This is a genomic window from Geobacillus sp. BK01 (assembly GCF_052220245.1).
Classification (GTDB): Bacteria; Bacillota; Bacilli; order Bacillales; family Anoxybacillaceae; genus Geobacillus.
Genome location: NZ_JBQPTH010000001.1, coordinates 335,842 through 354,259 on the forward strand (window position 1 = coordinate 335,842; position 18,418 = coordinate 354,259).

Annotated in this window: 19 protein-coding genes and 1 pseudogene; 18 read left to right on the top strand and 2 right to left on the bottom strand. The window is 57.0% G+C overall.

Annotated elements, in window-relative coordinates; all coding sequences use genetic code 11:
• The first annotated feature begins 1 nt into the window (after position 1).
• From ACTVDO_RS01760 to ACTVDO_RS01785, 6 genes are all read left to right on the top strand, one after another.
• Entirely contained in the window at positions 2-985 is a 984-nt protein-coding gene (locus ACTVDO_RS01760; RefSeq protein ID WP_025948999.1) for an alpha-ketoacid dehydrogenase subunit beta, read from the top strand.
• A 33-nt stretch (positions 986-1,018) separates the two neighbouring features.
• A complete protein-coding gene (locus tag ACTVDO_RS01765; RefSeq protein ID WP_442900917.1) occupies positions 1,019-2,344 on the top strand; it encodes a dihydrolipoamide acetyltransferase family protein in 1,326 nt (441 codons plus the stop codon).
• 118 nt (positions 2,345-2,462) lie between these two features.
• A complete protein-coding gene (locus ACTVDO_RS01770) occupies positions 2,463-3,437 on the top strand; it encodes a YncE family protein (protein WP_442900918.1) in 975 nt (324 codons plus the stop codon).
• A complete protein-coding gene (locus ACTVDO_RS01775; RefSeq protein WP_442900919.1) occupies positions 3,438-4,112 on the top strand; it encodes a response regulator transcription factor in 675 nt (224 codons plus the stop codon).
• Between the two features lie 2 nt (positions 4,113-4,114).
• Positions 4,115-5,521 (top strand): sensor histidine kinase, encoded by a 1,407-nt coding sequence (locus tag ACTVDO_RS01780; protein ID WP_442900920.1) that lies wholly within the window; start codon positions 4,115-4,117, stop codon positions 5,519-5,521.
• A 67-nt stretch (positions 5,522-5,588) separates the two neighbouring features.
• Positions 5,589-6,179 (top strand): Uma2 family endonuclease, encoded by a 591-nt coding sequence (locus ACTVDO_RS01785; RefSeq protein WP_041267778.1) that lies wholly within the window; start codon positions 5,589-5,591, stop codon positions 6,177-6,179.
• Positions 6,180-6,331: 152 nt separating this feature from the next.
• On the opposite strand, the pseudogene ACTVDO_RS01790 reads toward ACTVDO_RS01785, so the two are convergent.
• Positions 6,332-6,496 (bottom strand): annotated as a pseudogene (locus ACTVDO_RS01790) (type II toxin-antitoxin system HicB family antitoxin); the annotation flags it as partial.
• A 179-nt stretch (positions 6,497-6,675) separates the two neighbouring features.
• Between ACTVDO_RS01790 and ACTVDO_RS01795 the strand changes: the two are divergent.
• The 10 genes from ACTVDO_RS01795 to ACTVDO_RS01840 all read left to right on the top strand — a co-directional run bounded on the left by ACTVDO_RS01795 (position 6,676) and on the right by ACTVDO_RS01840 (position 16,033).
• Positions 6,676-8,724: a methylmalonyl-CoA mutase family protein gene (locus ACTVDO_RS01795; protein WP_442900921.1), complete on the top strand. Its 2,049-nt coding sequence runs from the start codon at positions 6,676-6,678 to the stop codon at positions 8,722-8,724.
• Complete coding sequence (gene scpA / locus ACTVDO_RS01800) at positions 8,708-10,900, top strand: methylmalonyl-CoA mutase (RefSeq protein ID WP_442900922.1); 2,193 nt, start codon at positions 8,708-8,710, stop codon at positions 10,898-10,900. Before ACTVDO_RS01795 ends, scpA begins: the two co-directional genes overlap by 17 nt.
• Positions 10,897-12,045 (top strand): methylmalonyl Co-A mutase-associated GTPase MeaB, encoded by a 1,149-nt coding sequence (meaB, locus tag ACTVDO_RS01805; RefSeq protein ID WP_442900923.1) that lies wholly within the window; start codon positions 10,897-10,899, stop codon positions 12,043-12,045. Before scpA ends, meaB begins: the two co-directional genes overlap by 4 nt.
• Positions 12,046-12,077: 32 nt before the next feature.
• The gene (locus tag ACTVDO_RS01810) at positions 12,078-12,515 is read left to right on the top strand and encodes a BrxA/BrxB family bacilliredoxin (RefSeq protein WP_442900924.1); all 438 of its coding nucleotides are present in this window, start codon (positions 12,078-12,080) and stop codon (positions 12,513-12,515) included.
• Positions 12,516-12,691: 176 nt separating this feature from the next.
• Positions 12,692-13,099, top strand: a complete 408-nt coding sequence (locus tag ACTVDO_RS01815; RefSeq protein ID WP_442900925.1) for an AbrB/MazE/SpoVT family DNA-binding domain-containing protein — start codon at positions 12,692-12,694, stop codon at positions 13,097-13,099.
• A complete protein-coding gene (locus ACTVDO_RS01820) occupies positions 13,086-13,424 on the top strand; it encodes a type II toxin-antitoxin system RelE/ParE family toxin (protein ID WP_442900926.1) in 339 nt (112 codons plus the stop codon). Before ACTVDO_RS01815 ends, ACTVDO_RS01820 begins: the two co-directional genes overlap by 14 nt.
• A gap of 42 nt (positions 13,425-13,466) precedes the next feature.
• The gene (locus tag ACTVDO_RS01825; RefSeq protein WP_442900927.1) at positions 13,467-13,907 is read left to right on the top strand and encodes an HI0074 family nucleotidyltransferase substrate-binding subunit; all 441 of its coding nucleotides are present in this window, start codon (positions 13,467-13,469) and stop codon (positions 13,905-13,907) included.
• Positions 13,894-14,190, top strand: a complete 297-nt coding sequence (locus ACTVDO_RS01830; RefSeq protein WP_442900960.1) for a nucleotidyltransferase domain-containing protein — start codon at positions 13,894-13,896, stop codon at positions 14,188-14,190. The genes ACTVDO_RS01825 and ACTVDO_RS01830 overlap by 14 nt, the downstream gene beginning before the upstream one ends.
• Positions 14,191-14,374: 184 nt before the next feature.
• The gene (locus ACTVDO_RS01835) at positions 14,375-15,358 is read left to right on the top strand and encodes an aromatic acid exporter family protein (protein WP_442900928.1); all 984 of its coding nucleotides are present in this window, start codon (positions 14,375-14,377) and stop codon (positions 15,356-15,358) included.
• A 168-nt stretch (positions 15,359-15,526) separates the two neighbouring features.
• On the top strand, positions 15,527-16,033 hold the full coding sequence (locus tag ACTVDO_RS01840; RefSeq protein WP_442900929.1) for a L,D-transpeptidase: 507 nt from the start codon (positions 15,527-15,529) through the stop codon (positions 16,031-16,033).
• 48 nt (positions 16,034-16,081) lie between these two features.
• On the opposite strand, the gene prli42 is transcribed toward ACTVDO_RS01840, so the two are convergent.
• Positions 16,082-16,174 (bottom strand): stressosome-associated protein Prli42, encoded by a 93-nt coding sequence (gene prli42 / locus ACTVDO_RS01845; protein ID WP_442900930.1) that lies wholly within the window; start codon positions 16,172-16,174, stop codon positions 16,082-16,084.
• Positions 16,175-16,324: 150 nt separating this feature from the next.
• On the opposite strand from prli42, the gene mce reads away from it, so the two are divergent.
• Positions 16,325-16,747: a methylmalonyl-CoA epimerase gene (gene mce / locus ACTVDO_RS01850; RefSeq protein ID WP_442900931.1), complete on the top strand. Its 423-nt coding sequence runs from the start codon at positions 16,325-16,327 to the stop codon at positions 16,745-16,747.
• Complete coding sequence (locus ACTVDO_RS01855; protein WP_442900932.1) at positions 16,744-18,294, top strand: acyl-CoA carboxylase subunit beta; 1,551 nt, start codon at positions 16,744-16,746, stop codon at positions 18,292-18,294. Before mce ends, ACTVDO_RS01855 begins: the two co-directional genes overlap by 4 nt.
• Positions 18,295-18,418 lie beyond the last annotated feature (124 nt).

The window sequence follows — 18,418 nt, forward strand, 5'->3', positions numbered from 1 at the left end:
GATGCCTGTTATTTCCTATATTGATGCGGTTACGATGGCGATTCGCGAAGAGATGGAGCGCGACCCGCGCGTGTTTGTGTTAGGGGAAGACGTCGGCCGAAAAGGCGGGGTGTTTAAGGCGACGCAAGGGCTGTACGAACAGTTTGGCGAAGAGCGCGTCATCGACACGCCGCTCGCCGAATCGGCGATCGTCGGCGTCGGCATCGGCGCGGCGATGTACGGCTTGCGGCCGATTGCGGAAATTCAGTTTGCTGACTTTATTATGCCCGCGGTGAATCAAATTATTTCCGAAGCGGCGCGCATCCGCTACCGTTCGAACAATGACTGGAACTGCCCGATCGTCATTCGCGCCCCGTACGGCGGCGGTGTTCATGGCGCTCTCTATCACTCGCAGTCAGTCGAAGCGATTTTCGCCAACCAGCCTGGGTTAAAAATCGTCATGCCGTCAACGCCGTACGATGTGAAAGGGTTGCTCAAAGCGGCGATTCGCGACGAAGACCCGGTGCTCTTTTTCGAGCATAAGCGCGCCTACCGCCTCATTAAAGGAGAGGTGCCGGAAGATGACTACGTGCTGCCGATCGGCAAGGCGGATGTGAAGCGGGAAGGGGACGACATCACGGTCATCACGTACGGGCTTTGTGTCCATTTTGCCTTGCAGGCGGCCGAGCGCGTCGCCCAAGACGGCATTTCCGTCCATCTGCTCGATTTGCGCACCGTCTATCCGCTCGACAAAGAAGCGATCATCGAAGCGGCGAGCAAAACGGGCAAAGTGCTGCTCATTACCGAAGACAATAAAGAAGGCAGCGTCATGAGCGAAGTCGCCGCCATTATTGCGGAGCATTGTTTGTTCGATCTTGACGCGCCGATTATGCGCCTCGCCGGCCCGGACGTTCCGGCCATGCCATATGCGCCGACGATGGAAAAGTTCTTTATGGTCAACCCGGAAAAAGTCGAAAAAGCGATGCGCGAATTAGCGGCGTTTTAGAAGACATTGCAGCCAAGATAGGAGGGTATCGATGTGGCCATCGAACAATTGACGATGCCTCAGCTCGGGGAAAGCGTCACGGAAGGCACCATCAGCAAATGGCTCGTTTCCCCGGGCGACAAAGTGAACAAATACGACCCGGTCGCCGAAGTCATCACCGATAAAGTGAGCGCGGAAATTCCGTCGTCGTTTGCCGGCGTCATCCGCGAGCTGATCGCCAAAGAAGGAGAAACGCTCCCGGTCGGCGCGCCGATTTGCACGATCGAAGTCGAAGGCGAAGCGGCCGCACCGGAAGCGAAGCCGGCCGATGAAGCGCCGAAAGCAGAAGACAACACGAAGCCGACCGCTCCGAAAAAGACAGAACGGGCAAACAACGGCCGCTACTCGCCGGCCGTGCTCCGCCTCGCCCAAGAGCACGGCATTGACCTGGAACAAGTGGAAGGCACCGGCCTTGGCGGGCGGGTGACGCGCAAAGATTTGCTGAAGCTTATTGAGTCCGGGCAAATGCCGAAAGCGAAAGCGGCGCCGGCGGCGGAACAAGCGGCGCCAAAAGCTGAACGGAGAGCGGAACAACCGGCCCCGGCCGCCGCACAGGCGGAACAAGCCGCTCCGGTCACGGCGCCGAGCAAACCAGCGGCGCCGACGATCGAAGCCGGAGCGGGCGACATCGAAATTCCGGTTACTCCGGTGCGCAAGGCGATTGCAGCGAACATGCTCCGCAGCAAACACGAAGCGCCGCACGCCTGGACGATGGTCGAAGTCGACGTCACCGACCTTGTCGCCTACCGCGACGCCATCAAAGACGAGTTCAAGCGGCGCGAAGGCTTCAATTTGACGTATTTCGCCTTCTTCGTCAAGGCGGTCGCCCAGGCGCTGAAAGAATTCCCGCAGCTGAACTCAACGTGGGCGGGCGATAAAATCATCCAGCGCAAAGACATCAACATCTCGATCGCCGTCGCGACAGACGATGCCTTGTTTGTTCCGGTCATCAAGCACGCCGATGAGAAAACGATCAAAGGCATCGCCCGCGAAATCGCCGAACTGGCGGCGAAAACGCGCGCCGGCAAGCTGCGTCCGGAAGACATGCAAGGCGGCACGTTCACCGTCAACAACACCGGCGCGTTCGGCTCGGTGCAGTCGATGGGCATTATCAACTACCCGCAAGCGGCCATTTTGCAAGTGGAAACGATCGTCAAACGCCCGGTCGTCAAAAACGGCATGATCGCCATCCGCGACATGGTCAACTTATGTTTGTCGCTTGACCACCGCGTCTTGGACGGCCTCATTTGCGGACGCTTCCTCGCCCGCGTCAAAGCGATTTTGGAAAACATGAACAAAGACAATACGCCGATTTATTAACGATTCCCCCATCGCCATCGGTTGGCGGTGGGGTTTTTATATGGCGCGATTTCAAACTTCTTTCACAAATGTGAGGTATAATGAGGGCAGAAACGAACGTGCGAAGGAGAAAAACGAGATGAATCGAGCGAGCATGTGGATGCTGTTGTGTTGCTTCTTTCTGCTAAGCGGCTGCGCCAATCCATCGTTTCCTCCGGTGGCCGATTCGCTTCCTGTCGTCATCAGCCTCGATGTCAAAGGGGAAACGGTTACGTTTTGGAATGCGGACACTGGCGACAAGATCGCCCGCTGGAACATCCGTGAGCCGTTTCAAGGCGGGGCGTTGAGCCCGGACGGCCGGACGCTTCTTTTGTACGGGCGGGACCTCGACCGCATCTATCGGTACGACCTCGCAACCGGGAAGCTGCTCCGTGAGTGGAAAACGGGAAACGGCATCGTCAGCGCGGCCCCGTCCCCGGATGGCCGGACGTGGTTTTTCGGCGATAGCACCCGCCGCGCTGTGATTGTCGTCGACCGGGACGGGAACGAGGTCGCCCGCCTTTCGGTCGGACGCTCCCCGATGACGTTGCTTGTCAACCGCGATGGCACGAGGTTGTATGCGATCGATTTCCAAGATGAACGCGCATCGATCATTGATGTGGACCGACGCCGCGTCATTCGTTCGTTTGCCGTGCCGAAGTTCGCCTTAGGCGGAGTGGTGCGCGAGCAGGAAGGGGAGCTGTGGGTCGGCGGACATGGAAGCGGAAATAAGGTGGAGGAGAATATCCACGTCTATTCGCTTCAAGACGGCCGCTTGCTCCGGACGATACCCGCGCCTGTCATGCCGGTTGATTTTGCCGAAACGAACCGCGGTGTGTTTGTGCTAAGCCACGGTTCAAACACGGTCTATCAATTTTCGCCAAGCGGCAGGCGGATTGGCTCCGTCTCTGTCGGTGCCAATCCGTTTGCCATCGAGGCGGCAGGCGGCCGCTTGTATATCGCCAGCTATGACAGCGATGAAATCATCGTGGTCGACGAAGCGACGATGCGTCCGCTTGCCCGTTGGAAAACAGGGGATGGCCCGCTGCAGCTGCTCATCCGGGAGGGACGGTAAATGGACAAGCGAACGGTGTTGATTGTTGATGATGAAGAAGACATGCGCCTGCTTGTTGGCATGTATTTGGAAAACGCCGGCTTCCGCTGCTTGGAAGCAGGAGACGGGGACGAGGCGTTGGCGATTCTTGGGCAACAGCCGGTTGATGCAGTTCTATTGGACGTCATGATGCCAAAGCAGGACGGATTCGCCGTCTGCGCCCGCATCCGCGAGCAGTCGGACGTGCCGATTTTGTTTTTGACGGCACTGGGAGAAGAATGGGATAAAGTGAAAGGATTGAAGCTTGGCGGCGACGATTACATCGTCAAGCCGTTCAGCCCGGGGGAGCTCGTCGCCCGTCTTGAGGCGGTGCTGCGCCGGGCGCGGCGCAGCCGCGAACAGAATGGCCGGCTGCAATTCGGGGAACTCGCCATCGATGAAAAAGGCCGGACGGTGGCCGTTGGCGGCGAGGCGGTGAAGCTGACGTTGAAAGAGTTTGAGTTGCTGCTGTTTTTGGCAAAACACCCCGGTCAAGTGTTCAGCCGCGACGACTTGCTCGTCAAAGTGTGGGGATATGATTATACAGGAAACGCCCGCACGGTCGATACGCATGTGAAAACGCTGCGCATGAAGCTGAAAGACGCCGCTCGCCATATTCAAACCGTATGGGGCATCGGCTACAAGTTTGAGGGATGAACATGAAACGGCTTCGGTTAGGCCAGAAAATATGGCTGTCAATCGGCGTAGCGGTCGTGGTGACGTTGGCGTTTTCCTTTGGCCTTTTGAATTATTTTTACCGGACGGTGTACATGAAAGAAGTGGAACAAACGTTGATTGCCGAAGGGACGAGCCTCGCCCGTGACTATCGCAGCGGGGCGGTGACGGAGGTGTACCGCCGCCAAATTGAATGGTATGACGAAAAATCGACGGCCACCATCTTGTTGATCGACAACCCGCGCGAACTGAGCGCCTGCTTTCCGTTTCCGGTCCACTATGATGCGTTAGTCAGCGGCCGCGACCGGGAAACGCTGCTAAGCGGGCAGCCCGTCGTCAAAACTGGCTACGAAAAGCGGTTCGGCCGCCGCGTGATGGCGGTCGTCGTTCCGCTTTTGGACGGCAAGCGGCTGGAAGGAGCGATTTACTTATATTTGCCGTTAGCCGACATCCAAGAAGCGACGAAGCGGGCGGCGGCTGCGTTTTGGCCGCTTGCGGCCATGTTCGCCGCCGCGCTTTTGGTTGCCGGCAGGCGGATGGTGCGGCAAATGACCGAACCGCTGCAGGCGATGGAACAAGCGGCAGAACGCATGACGGAAGGCCGCTATGAAGCGGCCATCCCGGTGCGGACCGATGATGAAATCGGCCGCTTGGCGAAGGCGTTCAATCAAATGGCGGATGCCATCGCCAAAGAAGACGAGCGAAAGCGCGAGTTTTTGGCCAATGTCTCGCATGAGCTGCGCACGCCGCTCAGCTATATGAAAGGGTACAGCGAGGCGCTCCTGGCCGGCCTCGCGAAAACGAAGGAAGAAGAAAAGGCGTACCTTCGCCTCATCCACCGCGAAACGGAGCGGATGGAGCGGCTGGTGCGCGATCTTCTTGACCTGGCGCGCCTTGAAGGGCAAAGCGTGCCGCTCGAGCGCGCGCCGGTGGCGTTCGCCCAAGTGATCGAAGATGTCATCGCCACATACGAGCCCATCGCGGCGCAAAAGCGAATCCAACTGTCATGCGAATTGGACTATGACGTCATCGTCAACGGCGACGCCGACCGGCTTGAACAAGTCGTGCGCAACTTGCTTGACAACGCCATTCGCTACACCCCGGAAGACGGCGCGGTGACGGTGCGGCTTTCCCGCCTGTCGGAAGCGGAAGGCGAGCTTGTCATCCAAGATACGGGAAAAGGCATGCCGAAAGACCAGCTGCCGTTTCTCGGCCAACGCTTTTTCCGCGTCGACCGCGCCCGCACCCGCAAAGAAGGCGGCACCGGTTTGGGGCTGGCGATCGTCAAACAAATCGTCGCCCTTCATGACGGCGCAGTCCAGTTCGACAGCGACCTTGGACGCGGGACGACTGTATCGGTCCGCTTGCCGCTCGTTCGGGAAGAGGAATAAACATCGTTCAAGATGCAGGGATTTTCACGGTGTATAATGAATGAAAAATAGGAGGCAGGTGGAGGATATGGGTGCACCAGAAAAGGAACAGGCCCCTATGACCTACAAAGAGTATGCGACATGGCCGGAAGGGAAACGGTGCGAGGTCTTGGATGGGAACATCATCAGCATGGCGCTGTCGCCGATGCCGGAACATCAATGGATTTCGCTCCAGCTTTCGATCGAATTTGGGATGCATCTCAGAGGGAAGGATTGTCGCGTGTTGACCGCTCCGATCGATGTGTATCTTTTCGAAGACCATCGAAAGCAATGGATGGACGAAAACGTCCGAAACTGGGTATGTCCCGATCTTGTCGTCATCTGCGATAAAAACAAAATTCAAAAAAATCGCATTGTCGGGGCGCCGGATTTGGTCGTCGAGATCTTGTCCCCGGCCACGGCCAAAATTGACCGGATGGACAAACGGATCGCGTACGAACGGGCTGGGGTGAAGGAATATTGGATCGTTGACCCGGCGAATCAAGTGGTGGAAGTGTATTTACGTCAGGAAACAGGGGCGCTGGAACTTCGCGGAGTGTACAACCGGGATGACGCCGTTTCCGTTCATGTATTAAAGAATTTCGTGATTGACTTGCGAAACATTTTTCAACAGGAATAAATGGCGATCAGGATTTTCGCTAAACGGCGATTTGGAGGGGCAAGGGGGCATGCCACAACGCCCTCTTCCTTTCATCGTATCGTCGCACGGTGGGAGGAGGAGGCTTCTCGCAGGCGGGACGGCCGTTTGCATTCCAGATGCGAATGGCCTCGTCATCTGCCTGTTGTCCCAAGATGTTTTTTCATGGCTTCTTGGAGGATTTGTGAATTGATGACAAGGCGTTGTTTCGCCAAGTCATCGAGCCATTTCGGGATCGTTCATGTTTTTTTGACCGCTTTGTTTTCCATTTCATGGCGAAATGGTGGCATCAGCAAATCGTTTGCCTTTTTGTTCATTGCCCAAACGCGGCCGATGTACTACAATAAACATAGAAACCGTTTTTTCCCACACGAAGCGTCATCAGCGCTTCGTCCCGGGCAGACGGGTTCCGGGAGGAAAAGGTGCGGCTTGAAAAGAAAGCGGTTTCTTATGTCTGGAAGGCAAAGGGGGATGGGGAATGAGCGATGTCGCGAAGATGAAGGAAGCGGCGTTTCCGGTTCCGACAGTGGAGGAGTGGGAGCGGGAAGCGGAAAAGTCGCTGAAAGGCAAGCCACTTGAGCGGCTTCACTCGATGACGTACGAAAACATTGCGGTGAAACCGCTCTATACGCGCGCGGATTTGGAAGCGCTCGGCCCGCTTGAGCAATACCCGGGCTTCGGCCGGTACGTGCGCGGGGCGCGGCCGGAAGGGTATCGGGGCGGGCCGTGGAAGGTGAGCCAGGAGATTTCGGCGGCGAGCCCGTCCGACTGGAACGAGGCGGTGAAGCACGACTTGGAGCGGGGGCAGACGGAAATCCATCTTGCCCTTGGCCGGCTGCCGTTTGCCGTCGAGTCGGTGGAGGATGTGGCGGCGATGTTGGATGGCGTGCCGCTCGATCGCGATTCGCTCCGGGTGGACGCCGGGGCGCGGTCGCTTTCGTTTTTGGCGCTTTTGGCCGCTTATTTAGAGGAACGGGGCGTGCCGCTAGCGAGCGTACGAGGCGCGATCGGCATGGATCCGCTCGGGGCGTGGGCGGAACAGGGGACGCTTTCGTGTTCGTTTGAGCGGCTGTATGATGAGATGGCGGAAGTGACGAAGTGGGCGAAGGATGAGATGCCTGCTGTCCGCACGATTTTGGTGCGCGGCGAGCCGTACCATAACGGCGGGGCGAACGCTGTGCAGGAGCTGGCGTTTGCGCTGGCGACGGCGGTCGAGTACATCCGCGCCGGGCTGGACCGGGGCTTGACCGTCGATGACATCGCGGTGCGGATGCAAGCGTCGTTTGCGGTCGGGGCGGACTTTTTTATGGAAATCGCGAAAATGCGGGCGGCGCGGCGGTTGTTTGCCCAAGTGATCGAAGCGTTTGGCGGCGGCGAATCGGCAAGGCGGATCGAGCTGCATGTGCGCACGTCACCGTTTACGAAAACGGTGTACGACCCGTATGTGAACATGCTTCGGGCGGCGGCGGAAGCGTTTGCGGCCGTTGTCGGCGGCGCCGATGGCGTGCACGTGTCGCCGTTTGACGAGGCGATCGGGCTCGCCGATGAATTTTCGCGGCGCATCGCCCGCAACACGCAGCTCATATTGCTTGAAGAGGCGCATATGGCGGACGTCATCGATCCGGCGGGCGGCTCGTATTATGTGGAAACGTTGACCGCTAGACTTGCCGAAGAAGCGTGGAAGCTGTTCCAGCGCGTCGAGGAACAAGGCGGCATGGCGAAGGCGCTCGCAAACGGCTTCGTGCAGGCGGAAGTGGAAGCGGTCGCCAAGCGGCGGCTCGATCGCGTCAAGACGCGGAAGGAAAAAATCGTCGGCACGAACGTGTATGCCAATTTGGCGGAAACGCCGATCGAAAAGCCGAAGCAAACCGCAGCGAACGGGGCGCCGCCGCTCGATGAAAAGCGGGTGGCCGATATTCGCAGCGCGCTTGCCGGCGGGAAGTGGATGGAAGCGGCGATTCGCGCGGCCCGCCGTCGAGCAACCGCTCGGGAGATCGCGGCGGCGCTGACGGACGGGAATGCGGCTGCGGCCATCGCGCCGATTCGCGCATGGCGTTTGGCTGAGCCGTTTGAGCAGCTGCGGAAGGCGGCTGAGAAGCATGCGGAACGCACCGGAAGCCGGCTTTCCGTTCACTTGATCAATATCGGACCGCTTGTCCGCCATCAGGCGCGCGCCGATTTCATCGCCGGGCTGTTTGCGGCCGGCGGGGTGGCGGCTGAACGGAGCGACGGCTTCGCCTCGGTCGAGGAAGCGGTCGAATGGGTGCAAAGCACGGACGGGACGCATTATATCGTGTGCGGCGCCGACGACGACTACCCGGCGTTCGTTCCGGCGTTGGCGGCGGCGTTCAAGCAAGCCAAGCCGAACGCGAAGCTGTATGTCGCCGGAAAGCCGCCGGAAGAGCTCGAGAACACGTACGCGGACGCGGGCGTGGACGGGTCGATTCATCTCGGTTCGAACGCGTACGATGTGATCGCGGCGTTTTTCACGGAAAGAGGGGTGGCGTTCGATGGCGAAGTACGTTGATTTTACCAACATGGCGCTTTCCGCGGCGGCCGATGTGGACGAGACAAAGTGGAAAGACGCGGTGGAGCGGCGCGTGCAAGCGTCGATCGATGAGCTGTTGGTTCAGACGAATGAACACATTGCGGTGAAGCCGCTGTATACAAAGAATGACATCGAGGGGCTCGATTTTCTTGATTATATGCCCGGCTTGCCGCCGTACTTGCGCGGGCCGTACCCGACGATGTACGTCGTGCGGCCGTGGACGATCCGCCAATACGCCGGCTTTTCGACCGCCGAGGAGAGCAATGCGTTTTACCGGCGCAATTTGGCGATGGGGCAAAAAGGGCTGTCGGTCGCGTTTGACCTCGCCACGCACCGCGGCTATGACTCCGACCATCCGCGCGTCGTCGGCGACGTCGGCAAAGCGGGAGTGGCCATCGACTCGGTGCTTGATATGAAAATTTTGTTTGACGGCATCCCGCTCGATCAAATGTCGGTGTCGATGACGATGAACGGGGCGGTGCTCCCGATCATGGCGTTTTACATCGTCACCGCCGAAGAGCAGGGAGTGACGCAGGACAAACTGTCGGGCACGATCCAAAACGATATTTTGAAAGAATATATGGTGCGCAACACGTACATTTACCCGCCGGAGATGTCGATGCGCATCATCGCCGACATTTTCGCCTATACGGCGAAATACATGCCGAAGTTCAACAGCATCAGCATTTCCGGCTACCATATGCAGGAAGCCGGGGCGCCGGCCGATTTGGAGCTGGCGTACACGCTCGCCGACGGGCTTGAGTACGTGCGCACCGGTTTGAAAGCCGGCATTGATATCGACTCGTTCGCCCCAAGGCTGTCGTTTTTCTGGGCGATCGGCATGAACTACTTTATGGAAGTGGCGAAAATGCGGGCGGCGCGCCTCATGTGGGCGAAAATGATGAAGACGTTCGATCCGAAAAACCCGAAATCGCTCGCTCTCAGAACGCATTCGCAAACGTCAGGCTGGAGCTTGACCGAGCAAGATCCGTTCAACAACGTCGTGCGCACGCTCATCGAGGCGCACGCGGCGGCGATGGGGCATACGCAGTCGCTCCATACGAACGCCTTGGATGAAGCGATCGCCTTGCCGACCGATTTCTCGGCGCGCATCGCCCGCAATACGCAGTTGTACTTGCAGGAAGAAACAGGCATTTGCCGGACGATCGACCCGTGGGCCGGTTCGTATTACGTTGAGGCGTTGACGAACGAGTTGATGAAGCGGGCGTGGGCGCATATCGAAGAGATCGAAAGCCTTGGCGGGATGGCAAAAGCCATTGAAACGGGCATCCCGAAAATGCGCATCGAAGAAGCGGCGGCCCGCCGCCAAGCGCGCATCGACTCGGGGGCGGAAACGATCATCGGCGTGAATCAATACCGCCCGGAAAAAGAAGAGCCGATCGACATTTTGGAAGTCGACAACACCGCCGTGCGAAAGCGGCAAATCGAGCGGCTGAACGAACTGAAGGCGACGCGCGACAACGAGCATGTCGAAGCGGCGCTTGCCGCCATCACGAAAGCGGCGGAAACGGGCGAAGGGAACTTGCTTGAGCTCGCCGTCCAAGCGGCGCGCGTCCGGGCAACGCTTGGGGAAATTTCGTATGCGATCGAAAAAGTGGCGAAGCGCCATCGCGCCGCCATCCGCTCGATCAGCGGTGTCTACAGCTCGGAATACAAAAACGAAGCGCAGTTTGAGCGGGTGAAGCGGCGGGTCGAGCAGTTTGCGGAACTTGAAGGGCGGCGCCCGCGCCTATTGGTGGCGAAAATGGGGCAGGACGGCCATGACCGCGGGGCGAAAGTGATCGCGACGGCGTTTGCCGATCTAGGGTTTGACGTCGACATCGGTCCGCTTTTCCAGACGCCGGAAGAAACGGCGCGCCAGGCGGTGGAAAACGATGTGCACGCGGTTGGCATCAGCTCGCTCGCCGGCGGACATAAAACGCTCGTGCCGCAGCTCGTTTCGGAGTTGGAAAAACTCGGACGCGGCGACATTCTCGTCATCGTTGGCGGCGTCATCCCGCCGCAAGACTACGCTTTCTTGTATGAGAACGGCGCCGCCGCCATCTTCGGGCCGGGCACGGTCATTCCGGAAGCGGCGGACAAAGTGCTCGATGAAATTTACGCCCGGCTCGGCTATGAGGACGTGAGCGAATGAGCGGCGAAGGAAAACGACAAAGACAAGATGCCCGCCTGTCGGAACCGGCCGGCGGGCCGCCGCGCCGCCCGGAATGGGCGGACGGCGAAAGCGCGTCGTCGTACGTGCAAGCCGAGCGCCCACCGGCGCCAAAGCGGGTCGTGAGACGGAAAGAGCGGTCGGTCGAAGAGTACGTCCAAGGGGTGCTCGCCGGCGACCGCACCGTTTTGGCGCAGGCGATTACGCTTGTCGAAAGCAATGCGGCTCGTCATATCGATCTCGCCCAACAAGTGTTGAATAAATTGCTTCCGCACGTCGGCCGCTCGGTCCGCATCGGCATCACCGGCGTGCCGGGAGCGGGAAAAAGCACGTTCATTGAAGCGTTCGGCACGTTTTTGTGCGAGCAAGGGCACCGCGTCGCGGTGTTAGCCGTCGACCCGACGAGCTCGCTGACCGGCGGCAGCATCCTCGGCGACAAAACGCGGATGGAGGCGCTCGCCCGCCATCCGCACGCGTTTATCCGCCCGTCGCCATCGGGCGGGGCGCTTGGCGGCGTGCACCGGAAAACGCGCGAGACGATGATGTTGTGCGAAGCGGCCGGCTATGACATCATTTTGGTCGAGACGGTCGGCGTCGGGCAAAGCGAATTTGTCGTCCGCGGGATGGTCGACTTTTTCCTCCTTTTGGCGTTAACCGGCGCCGGCGACGAGCTGCAAGGGATGAAGCGCGGCATCATGGAGCTCGTTGACGCCATCGTCATCAACAAGGCGGACGGCGACAACAAAGAAAAAGCAAAAGCGGCGCAAAAAGAATACAACCAGTTTCTCCATTACCTCCGCCCGGCCACGCCCGGCTGGGAGACGAAAGCGTACACGTGCTCGGCGCTTTTGGGCGAAGGAATCGCCGACATGTGGCGCATCATCCAAGCGTTCGTCGAGACGACGAAGCGATCCGGCGTCTTTTTCGACCGCCGCCGCCAGCAGCAAAAAGACTGGATGCACGCCATGATCAAAGAATATCTCGAAACGCGCTTTTTCGCCGACCCGATCGTGAAAGAAACGCTCCCGATGCTTGAGAACAGCGTCATTTCCGGCGCCAAGCCGGTCACGGCCGCCGTCAACGAGCTGATCGAGGCGTATGAACGGAAGCGGAGCGGTGAACTATGATATGATAAAGGCAAATCGAAGGAGGTGTTGAGATGTTCCAATTTCAATTTCCGCTCTATAACGACATCGTCGAGCAAGCGCGGCGCGAAGCGGTTGAAGCCGGGTTTGAAGAGCTGCGCACGCCGGAAGACGTCGATGCGGCGTTCAGCCGCCCCGGTACGACGCTTGTCCTCATCAACTCCGTGTGCGGCTGCGCCGGCGGCATCGCCCGTCCCGCGGCGGCCCACGCCGTCCATTACGACAAGCGCCCGGATCATTTGGTAACCGTCTTTGCCGGCCAAGACAAAGAAGCAACGGCCCGCGCGCGCGAGTATTTTGTCGGTGAGCCGCCATCCTCGCCGTCGTTCGCCTTGTTAAAAGACGGGAAGCTGTGCGCCATGCTCCACCGCCACGACATCGAAGGGCACGAACCGGTCGCCGTCGTGCAAAAGCTGCAGGCGCTGTTTGACGAATATTGTGAGGAAGTATGAGCGCAAACACCCGAAGCCAAAGAAGGCTTCGGGTGTTTGCATGATTGTCGGAAACACTTCCCATGAACGTTGGACAAAAGCAGGGGCCAATCATTGTGTTTGCTTTCGCTCTATGCTATGATCATTAGTAAAGAAACCAAGAAATTTGGTTATGTTTTGGCGAGGAGGGGAATACTATGATACCATCAGATGCCATGGCAAAGGAGAAGGCACCGATGGACAAACTCCCAGATGACAAGAAAAAACGTGTGAAGCGCATTGCTGTATCAAGTAAAAAACAAATTACAATCCCAAAAGATTTTTATGAGCAATTAGGGATTGGAAATGAAGTGCTGATTGAGCTGGCGGATAATAAATTAATTATTCATCCGATTCATGAGGACCACTTTGACTTTTCCGATCTGATTTTAAAAGACTTGATCAGGGAAGGGTATGCAGGTGAAGAACTATACAAAGAATTTGTATATCGTAAATCGCAAATCGCTCCTGCTTTAGATGCCATGATTGCTGAGGAAAGACCAAAGGCAAAAACGTATACGGCGGATACGTTAGAGGAGTTATTTGGCGAAGATGATGAACCATAATCGACTGCAATTGCTTCTGAAAGCAGAAAAAGCCATTAAAAAATTGACAAAAAAGGATGCAGCTCTGAAGCAGCGTTTGATCGAAGCCTTGCGGCAGATTCTTACCGATCCCGCCGAAGCAGGGGAAGCGAAAACAGGTGATTTGGCAGGAATTTACGGTTATGACATTTATCATCGAGGCATCAATTACGAGATTGCTTATTTGATCGACCAAGATGACAGCGGACATGTTGTGGTCGTGGTTTTGGTGGGGACGCGTGAAAATTTTTACGAAGAGCTGAAGCGTTATATAAAGACGAAGCGAGCGCCATTTTCGAAGCCATAGATGCAGATCCATTTAGGACAAAGGGCAAAGGAGAACGATGGCATGGATGAGCGAGAATCGATTGTATTATCGTACCAGCACGCGTTTCGGTTGTTGCTTCATTTAAAAAACGTCATTGCCGCGTCGAAGCAAGTGTCGGCAGAAGATGAACTGCTGAAGGAAGTATACCGCGATTCGATCGTGAAAAAGTATGAAATTTTGGAAGACCAGCTCTGGAAGCTGTTGTCGCGAATTTTTAAAGCGTCCGGCCTGGAATTGAACAACCCGAGGGCATGTTATCGCCAAGCGTTTAAGGAAGGGTGGATTCAGAATATTGACGTATGGAACGATATATTGCACTCGCGAAACGCTACAGCCCATGTGTATAACGAGGAAGACTATGAACAGATTAAAGACCGAATTGTATCAAAATATGTCCACGAAATCGAAGCGCTGCTGCAAAACATCAAAGAAGAAGTGATCGACCGTGATGTATGGAATTAGCCCGACCGTGTTTGAACGGCTGATGGCGTATTTCGCGGGCGAAGAAGATATACAAAAAGTCGTTTTGTTCGGCTCGCGGGCGCGCGGCACAGCCCGCTACAACTCCGACATTGACTTGTGCGTGGACTACATCGGCAAGCAAAAGTGGAAAATCAAAGATGACATTGACGAGATTGTCGGCATTTATTCGTGTGATGTGCTCTTTTTCGACGCGCTGAACGAAAAAGTTAGACATGAAATCGAGCGCGACGGGAAGACGATTTATGAAAAAACCCGCTCATAAGCCATGTCTTTTTGTCTAGGTCGGTCTGTCCCATATTAGCGGACAGCCGCCTTTTTGTCCTTCTGCACCTGTTGGGACAGATCGGCTTCGGAGCGGAGGCCAGGATTGTCCGTTTTTTCCTTGCAACGAAAGCGCCGTCATCGGTACAATGAAGTCGGCAACCATTGGCAAAGGAGACGGCGTGATGAAAATCGGCTACCGGACGTTCAAAACGGCGGTGGGGGCGGCGCTGGCGATTGCGATTGCCCAGCTGATCGGCCTTCATAACTTCGCTTCCGCCGGCATTATCGTCATCTTATGCGTTCAAGTGACGAAAAAGCGGTCGTTGGAAACAGCGCGGGCCCGTTTTATGGCGTGCGTCGTCGCCATTGGGTTTGCGGCGTTGTTTTTTACCGTTTTCGGCTACCATCCGTGGACGATCGGGCTTTTGCTTTTGTTGTTCATTCCGGTGACCGTCCGTCTGAAAATAAACGAAGGCATTGCGACAAGCTCGGTCATTATTTTGCATTTGTATGCCGCCAAGGAGATCACGTGGGGCTTGATTGCCAATGAGCTGTTGTTGGTCGCCGTCGGCATCGGGGTGGCGCTCATCGTCAACATGTACATGCCGAGCGCCGAGAAGCAGCTGAAAGAGTATCAGCGCATCGTGGAGGATTTGTTCCGCATTATTTTAAAAGAAATCGTCCGCTACTTGCGCACGAATGAGCTTGATTGGGATGGGAAAGAGCTGCCGCTTGCCGCGGAGATGCTCGAAAAGGCCAAAAAGCTGGCGATGCGCCACGCCGACAACCAATTATGGCGGAACGAAGATGAATACGTCCGCTACTTCCGCATGCGCGAGCGGCAACTGGAAATCATCGAGCATATGCTTCCGCTTGTGACGTCGCTCGTCTACACGGTCGAGCAGCGGATGATGGTCGCCGATTTTATCGACGAATTAAGCGACGCCATTCACCCGGGAAATACGGCGGACCGGTTTTTGCGGCGCCTTGCTGGGATGCGCGAGCAGTTTCAGGCGATGCCGCTGCCAACGACGCGCGAACAGTTTGAAGAGCGGGCGGCGCTGTTTCAGTTGGTGCGGGAGTTTGAACAATATTTGCTCATTAAAAGCGAGTTCCATCCGGGAAATGAATCAAACGAGCGGCGGCTTGAAAAGTCGGTGATTTAATCGGATATAGAGCTTCACAGCATTGCAACATCGCGTTTTTTTCACGATTCTTCATGGATCGAGGAAATGGATTGTCTTTTACCAGTCTTTTGCGGCATGAAAACGGGGCATATGTCCATCCGTTTTGGCGCACACTAAGGCCAAACATCAGTAAAGGATGAAATTCGTATGCGGATCTGGTTGGCCATTTGCCTGGCGATGGCTGTGGCGTTCGCGGCGCCGTTGCAAGCGGCGGCGGAGGCCAAGCCGCTTGTGATCGTGAACAAAGCGGTCAATAAACTCGCGCTCGTCCGCGACGGCCGCATTGACGCTGTCTACCCGGTGGCGACGGGCGTAAACGCGGAATTGACGCCGGAAGGAATGTTTACCGTTACCGTGAAGGCGGTCAACCCGTATTATCGAAAGAAAAATATTCCAGGCGGGGCGCCGAACAATCCGCTCGGCACACGGTGGATCGGCTTTGACGCGCGCGGGACGGACGGGCGCATCTACGGCATTCACGGCACGAACAACCCGGCGGCGATCGGCCGGTATGTCTCGCAAGGCTGTGTGCGCATGTACAACCGCGATGTCGAGCATTTGTATGAACGGGTGCCGATCGGCGCCAACGTGCTCATTCTCCGCAGCAACGAACCGTTTTACGCCATCGCCAAACGGTACGGCGCCGTCCCATGAAAAACGCAAGCTTCCGGTTTGGGAGCTTGCGTTTTTTTAGGAGTGCGGTTAAATCCACATGCTGATGCCGGCGAGGAGCGTCGTCAGCAACATGCAAATGAGCATCAAGTAAACGACGAATTTTTGCGTTTTGCGCGACAACGGCTCGTCCTCCTTCCGTCCGCTGTTCTACGTTTATTGTAACGGCAAACGGCAAGGCGGACAAGGAAAAACAAAAAAGCAGGATTTTTTATCGAAACGGCGAATTACACATAGTTGGGTGATCATTTTGCGGCAAAGGGGATGCACACGATGCAAGTGAAAAAAGTCGATCATATCGGCATTGCCGTCCGCTCGATTGAGGAAGCGCTTCCGTTTTATACAGACGTGCTCGGCCTGCCGTTTCTCGGCATCGAGGAAGTCGAGTCGGAGCAGGTGAAAGTGGCGTTTTTGCAGGCCGGCGAGGCGAAGCTGGAGCTGCTGGAGCCGCTGTCGCCGGAGAGCGCGGTGGCGAAATTTATCGAAAAGCGCGGTGAAGGGATTCATCACGTCGCGCTTGGCGTCGAAGACATCACCGAGCGCATCCGTGAGCTGAAGGAGCATGGCATCCGCATGATTCAAGATGCGCCGAAACGCGGCGCCGGCGGGGCGCTCGTCGCCTTCATGCATCCGAAATCGACCGGCGGCGTGTTGTACGAACTTTGCGAACGGGTGAAAACGGAGGGACACCAATGAGCGACATGTACGACAAAATCAACGAACTGTACGATCGCCGGCGCGAGATTGAACTGGGCGGCGGCGATGCGAAGATCGAACAGCAGCACGCGAAAGGGAAGCTGACGGCGCGCGAGCGGATTGACTTGCTGTTGGACGAAGGAACGTTTGTCGAACTCAATCCGTTCATCGAGCACCGCTGCACTGATTTTGGCCTGGGGGACAAGAAGGGGCCGGGCGATGGGGTTGTGACCGGCTACGGGAAGATCAACGGCCGCACGGTGTTTGTGTTTTCGCAAGATTTTACCGTCTTCGGCGGGGCGCTTGGGGAAATGCATGCGAAAAAAATCGCCAACATTATGGACTTGGCGGCGAAAACCGGGGCGCCGGTCATCGGCTTGAACGACTCAGGCGGCGCCCGCATTCAAGAAGGGGTGTTGTCGCTTGACGGGTACGGGCACATTTTTTACCGCAACGCCATTTATTCCGGCGTCATCCCGCAAGTTTCCGTCATTATGGGGCCGTGCGCCGGCGGGGCCGTCTATTCGCCGGCCATCACCGATTTTGTGTTCATGGTTGAAAAAACGAGCCAAATGTTCATCACCGGCCCGAAAGTGATTGAAGCGGTGACCGGAGAGAAAATCAGCGCCGAAGATTTAGGCGGCGCCCGCGTGCACAACACGATCAGCGGCAACGCCCATTTTGCGGCGGCGAACGAAGAGGAGGCGCTCGCCGAGGTGCGGCGGCTGCTCGGCTATTTGCCGTCCAACAATAACGAAAAGCCGCCGTTTGGCCCGATTCCGGACGGGGACGACTATCGCCCCGATTTGGCCGATGTCGTGCCGATTGACGCCGTCCGCCCGTACGATGTGCGCCACGTCATCGCCCACGTCGTTGATGACGGATCGTTTATGGAAGTGCAAAAAGATTTTGCGAAAAACATTGTGATCGGCTTTGCCCGCATCAAAGGAGAAGTGGTCGGGCTTGTGTGCAACCAGCCGAAGTTTATGGCCGGAGGGCTTGACATCGATTCGTCCGACAAGGCGGCGCGCTTTATCCGCTTTTGTGATTCGTTCAACATCCCGATCATTACGTTTGAGGACGTCACCGGCTTTTTCCCGGGCGTCAAGCAGGAGCACGGCGGCATCATCCGCCATGGGGCGAAAATTTTGTACGCCTACTCGGAAGCGACCGTGCCGAAAATTACCGTCATTTTGCGCAAAGCATACGGCGGCGCGTACGTCGCCTTAAACAGCAAATCGATCGGCGCCGATGTCGTCTATGCGTGGCCGAACGCCGAAGTGGCGGTCATGGGGCCGCAAGGGGCGGCGAACATCATTTTCGCCAGCGAAATCGAAAACAGCCCGAACCCGGAAGAAACGCGGGCGCAAAAAATTGAAGAATACCGCGAGAAATTCGCCAATCCGTACGTCGCGGCGAAATACGGCATGATCGACGACGTCATCGACCCGCGCGACACGAGAATTAAGCTCATTCAGGCGCTCGAGATGCTTCGCCACAAGCACGAGGAGCGGCCGAAGAAAAAACATGGCAACATTCCGCTGTAAGCGACAGAAGGCGTCCGGCCAATCCCGGGCGCCATCGCTGTTTTCCCCGCACCGTTCTAGCGTCTAGTTTGCCGCCTGGCGGAAACTTCCGGTATACTGGAAGAGGAATCTGTACATAGGAGGA

Coding starts and splice junctions, on each gene's coding strand:
- ACTVDO_RS01760 (WP_025948999.1), top strand. CDS start 2: ATGCCTGTTATTTCCTATATTGATGCGGTTACGATGGCGATTCGCGAA.
- ACTVDO_RS01770 (WP_442900918.1), top strand. CDS start 2,463: ATGAATCGAGCGAGCATGTGGATGCTGTTGTGTTGCTTCTTTCTGCTA.
- ACTVDO_RS01775 (WP_442900919.1), top strand. CDS start 3,438: ATGGACAAGCGAACGGTGTTGATTGTTGATGATGAAGAAGACATGCGC.
- ACTVDO_RS01780 (WP_442900920.1), top strand. CDS start 4,115: ATGAAACGGCTTCGGTTAGGCCAGAAAATATGGCTGTCAATCGGCGTA.
- ACTVDO_RS01785 (WP_041267778.1), top strand. CDS start 5,589: ATGGGTGCACCAGAAAAGGAACAGGCCCCTATGACCTACAAAGAGTAT.
- ACTVDO_RS01795 (WP_442900921.1), top strand. CDS start 6,676: ATGAGCGATGTCGCGAAGATGAAGGAAGCGGCGTTTCCGGTTCCGACA.
- scpA (WP_442900922.1), top strand. CDS start 8,708: ATGGCGAAGTACGTTGATTTTACCAACATGGCGCTTTCCGCGGCGGCC.
- meaB (WP_442900923.1), top strand. CDS start 10,897: ATGAGCGGCGAAGGAAAACGACAAAGACAAGATGCCCGCCTGTCGGAA.
- ACTVDO_RS01810 (WP_442900924.1), top strand. CDS start 12,078: ATGTTCCAATTTCAATTTCCGCTCTATAACGACATCGTCGAGCAAGCG.
- ACTVDO_RS01815 (WP_442900925.1), top strand. CDS start 12,692: ATGATACCATCAGATGCCATGGCAAAGGAGAAGGCACCGATGGACAAA.
- ACTVDO_RS01820 (WP_442900926.1), top strand. CDS start 13,086: ATGATGAACCATAATCGACTGCAATTGCTTCTGAAAGCAGAAAAAGCC.
- ACTVDO_RS01825 (WP_442900927.1), top strand. CDS start 13,467: ATGGATGAGCGAGAATCGATTGTATTATCGTACCAGCACGCGTTTCGG.
- ACTVDO_RS01830 (WP_442900960.1), top strand. CDS start 13,894: ATGTATGGAATTAGCCCGACCGTGTTTGAACGGCTGATGGCGTATTTC.
- ACTVDO_RS01835 (WP_442900928.1), top strand. CDS start 14,375: ATGAAAATCGGCTACCGGACGTTCAAAACGGCGGTGGGGGCGGCGCTG.
- ACTVDO_RS01840 (WP_442900929.1), top strand. CDS start 15,527: ATGCGGATCTGGTTGGCCATTTGCCTGGCGATGGCTGTGGCGTTCGCG.
- mce (WP_442900931.1), top strand. CDS start 16,325: ATGCAAGTGAAAAAAGTCGATCATATCGGCATTGCCGTCCGCTCGATT.
- ACTVDO_RS01855 (WP_442900932.1), top strand. CDS start 16,744: ATGAGCGACATGTACGACAAAATCAACGAACTGTACGATCGCCGGCGC.